Consider the following 2,963-nt stretch of genomic DNA (forward strand, 5'->3'; position numbering starts at 1 on the left):
CCTCGCGGGTATCTTCCGGCCCCTTGTCGGTGCGTGCGGTGCGCTCGGCGGGCCTGTCATCGCGGCGGCGCGGGGCGTCTGTGCGGGTGTTTTCCGCAAGATGGCGGGCGAATTCACTGGCAGCCACCGCCGTTGCCGCCCGGACGGAGCCCGGCTGGATCGACAACGCCTCGGAAGGGAGGCTGCGTTGCGTGGCTGAAGAAGACAAATCCATGGATATCACCTGCTCGAAAATACGCTTGCGCCCTATGAAGCAAGCCGCAGGCCAATGCGCTGCGTCAGAAAACCTCAATTATTTCATTGACTTGGGCTTGACGGGCTGGGGGGCGGGGCTGATATTCCCTACCGTCCGGCAATATTTGCCGGGCAGGAGCAGCACCATGCGCAATGCATTCGACGAAAAGACGGGACTGAACAGCCTTGACCTTCCGGGCCGCCCGGAGGAAACGCGGGTGGTCGTTGCCATGTCGGGTGGCGTGGACAGTTCCGTCACGGCGGCGCTGCTCAAGGAGCAGGGCTATGATGTCGTCGGCATCACCATGCAGCTTTACGATCATGGTGTGGCCGTGTCGCGCAAGGGCGCGTGTTGCGCGGGGCAGGACATTCAGGATGCTCGCCGCGTGGCCGATGCGATCGGCATTCCGCATTATGTGCTCGACTATGAAGACCGCTTTCGCAAGGCGGTGATGGATGATTTCGCCGATTCCTATGCCGCTGGCGAGACACCCATTCCCTGCGTGCGCTGCAACGAGCGCGTGAAGTTTCGCGATCTGCTGGAAACGGCGCGTGATCTGGGCGCTGCTGCGCTTGCGACCGGCCATTACATTTCAAGCCGCCCCGGAAAGGCCGGGCGCGAGCTTCGCCGCCCGCGCGATCTTGAGCGCGACCAGAGCTATTTCCTCTTCACCACCACGCGCGAGCAGCTCGAGTTTTTGCGCTTTCCGCTCGGCGATCTGACAAAACCCGAAGCGCGGGCACTTGCCGCGCGCATGGGGCTTGGCGTTGTCGCCGAAAAGCCGGACAGCCAGGACATCTGCTTTGTCCCTACCGGCCGCTATACGACGATTGTACAGCGGCTGAAGCCGGAAGCAGCAACGCCGGGCGAGGTGGTGCATCTCGATGGGCGCGTACTGGGGCGGCATGAAGGGATCATTAATTTCACCATCGGTCAGCGGCGGGGACTGGGCATTGGCGCGGATGGCCCTGCAAGCGAGCCGCTTTTCGTCGTGAAGCTTGATCCCGTGCGCCATCGCGTGATTGTCGGGCCGAAGGAAGCGCTGGAGACGAGCCGCCTTGTGCTGCGGGATGTGAACTGGCTCGGCGATCTGCCGCTCGAGGCGCTGCCGGAGGGCGGCATGGATTTGCTCGCCCGTGTGCGTTCCACGCGCGAGCCGGTACCCGCACGCATTGAATACGACGGAGCGGGCCTTGTCGTCACCCTGACGGAGGGGGAAGGCGGCGTCGCGCCGGGGCAGGCATGTGTGTTCTACGATGCGGCTGATCCCGCGCGCGTGCTTGGCGGCGGCTGGATTGCCCGAACGGAAAGCCGCTGGCAGATGGAAGAGGCTGCAAGTGCCGCGACCGCACGCGTGGCGGCGGCTGGCTGAACCGCATTTTGGCCGCAATCCACCAGATATTCTGTTGCTCGGCGGGGCGGATGGCCTCACATTCATTTGAGTTGAAGTAAACGGGGTGCGGCATCTTGAGCGGACTTGCGCGGATAGACGAACAATCGGTCATCAAAGCCTATGCGCGCTGGGCGCCCGTTTACGACTTCTCATTCGGCCCTGTCGCTGATGCCGGTCGCAAGCGCGCCATCGACATTATCAATCGTCGCTCCGGAAAGTTGCTTGAAGTGGGCGTAGGTACCGGCGTTGCGCTGCCGCGCTATGCGCCGCATCTCACCGTTACCGGCATTGATCTCTCGCCCGACATGCTCCGCATTGCACGCCAGCGCGTGCGCGAGAAGAAGCTCACCAATATCGAAGGCATCTATGAGATGGACGCCTCCGAGCTTGGCTTTGGCGATGCTTCTTTCGACACGGTGGTTGCCATGTATGTAATGACCGTGGTGCCGGACCCGGTGAAGGTGCTGCGCGAGCTTGAGCGCGTCTGCGCGCCGGGCGGCGAGGTGCTGATCGTCAATCATTTCGCGCAGGATCACGGGCTTCGCGGCTGGGTTGAGAGCTTCATGGCGCCGGCGGCCCGCGCGCTTGGCTGGCACCCGGATTTCCGGGCGGAAACCATCACCGATGCCACCACGTTGGAACTCGTCGAAACGGTGAAGCTGAAGCCCTTCGGCCTCTTCACCATGCTGCGCTTCCGCAAGGCGGAAGAAGCGGTCCCGGCGGGCGAGACGGCGGCCGCGGAAGGCGCCTGAAACCAGGCCTGCAAGGGCAGGGTTTCCGCCAGAAATCCTGCTTTCCTTCAGGGGGCCGGAAGTGGCTTCCCTTGCTTGACAGCACGGCACGTCGCCCCTTATATCCGGGGCTCCCTTGCCCCGAACAGCAAGGCCCGCAGCATCCTGCGGATTTCGGGGCGGAGTAGCTCAGTTGGTTAGAGCAGCGGAATCATAATCCGCGTGTCGGCGGTTCGAATCCGTCCTCCGCTACCACTTTCCTCAATATGCTTATAAATCAGCGACTTACGACGCGCCTCAGCGAGCGTTTTCGGTACCAAATGTACCAGTCTGATGTACCAGTGCCAAGGGTGCACAGAAGCCGCGTTGCCTGCGCAGATCAGCCTTTCAAAATGCGAAGCCGTTTCGTGAGCGCACCGTAAACACTGTCGTGAATCGCAATTGGAAACTCCGCTGAGAGTGCAGCCTCTACATGTGAGAGAGCAGTGTTTGCGGTGTCGATGACCTCATCGAATGCTTGCGCAATCATCGGCTTCGGTAGGCCAGCGATCTCGGCGGTTTGCATGAAATGCCGCGGTTGAATTTCTTCGATGCTGTAGTGGTT

The 2,963-nt window shown here is 62.0% G+C and carries 3 protein-coding genes, 1 tRNA gene and 1 pseudogene; 3 read left to right on the forward strand and 2 right to left on the reverse strand.

Features of this window, described 5'->3' with window-relative positions:
* A partial coding sequence (locus WBF74_RS03280; protein WP_424435115.1) for a hypothetical protein occupies nt 1-214 on the reverse strand: 214 nt, incomplete at its 3' end.
* A 166-nt stretch (nt 215-380) separates the two neighbouring features.
* Here WBF74_RS03280 and mnmA point away from each other — a divergent pair.
* The 3 genes from mnmA (at nt 381) to WBF74_RS03295 (ending at nt 2,614) form a co-directional block, all read left to right on the forward strand.
* A complete protein-coding gene (mnmA, locus tag WBF74_RS03285) occupies nt 381-1,607 on the forward strand; it encodes a tRNA 2-thiouridine(34) synthase MnmA (protein ID WP_424435118.1) in 1,227 nt (408 codons plus the stop codon).
* A gap of 95 nt (nt 1,608-1,702) precedes the next feature.
* A complete protein-coding gene (locus WBF74_RS03290) occupies nt 1,703-2,380 on the forward strand; it encodes a class I SAM-dependent methyltransferase (protein WP_424435121.1) in 678 nt (225 codons plus the stop codon).
* 157 nt (nt 2,381-2,537) lie between these two features.
* Nucleotides 2,538-2,614 (forward strand) — tRNA-Met (locus WBF74_RS03295).
* 124 nt (nt 2,615-2,738) lie between these two features.
* Here WBF74_RS03295 and WBF74_RS03300 read toward each other — a convergent pair.
* Nucleotides 2,739-2,963 (reverse strand): annotated as a pseudogene (locus WBF74_RS03300) (type II toxin-antitoxin system HipA family toxin); the annotation flags it as partial.

Source organism: Parvibaculum sp. (assembly GCF_049672805.1).
GTDB lineage: Bacteria > Pseudomonadota > Alphaproteobacteria > Parvibaculales > Parvibaculaceae > Parvibaculum.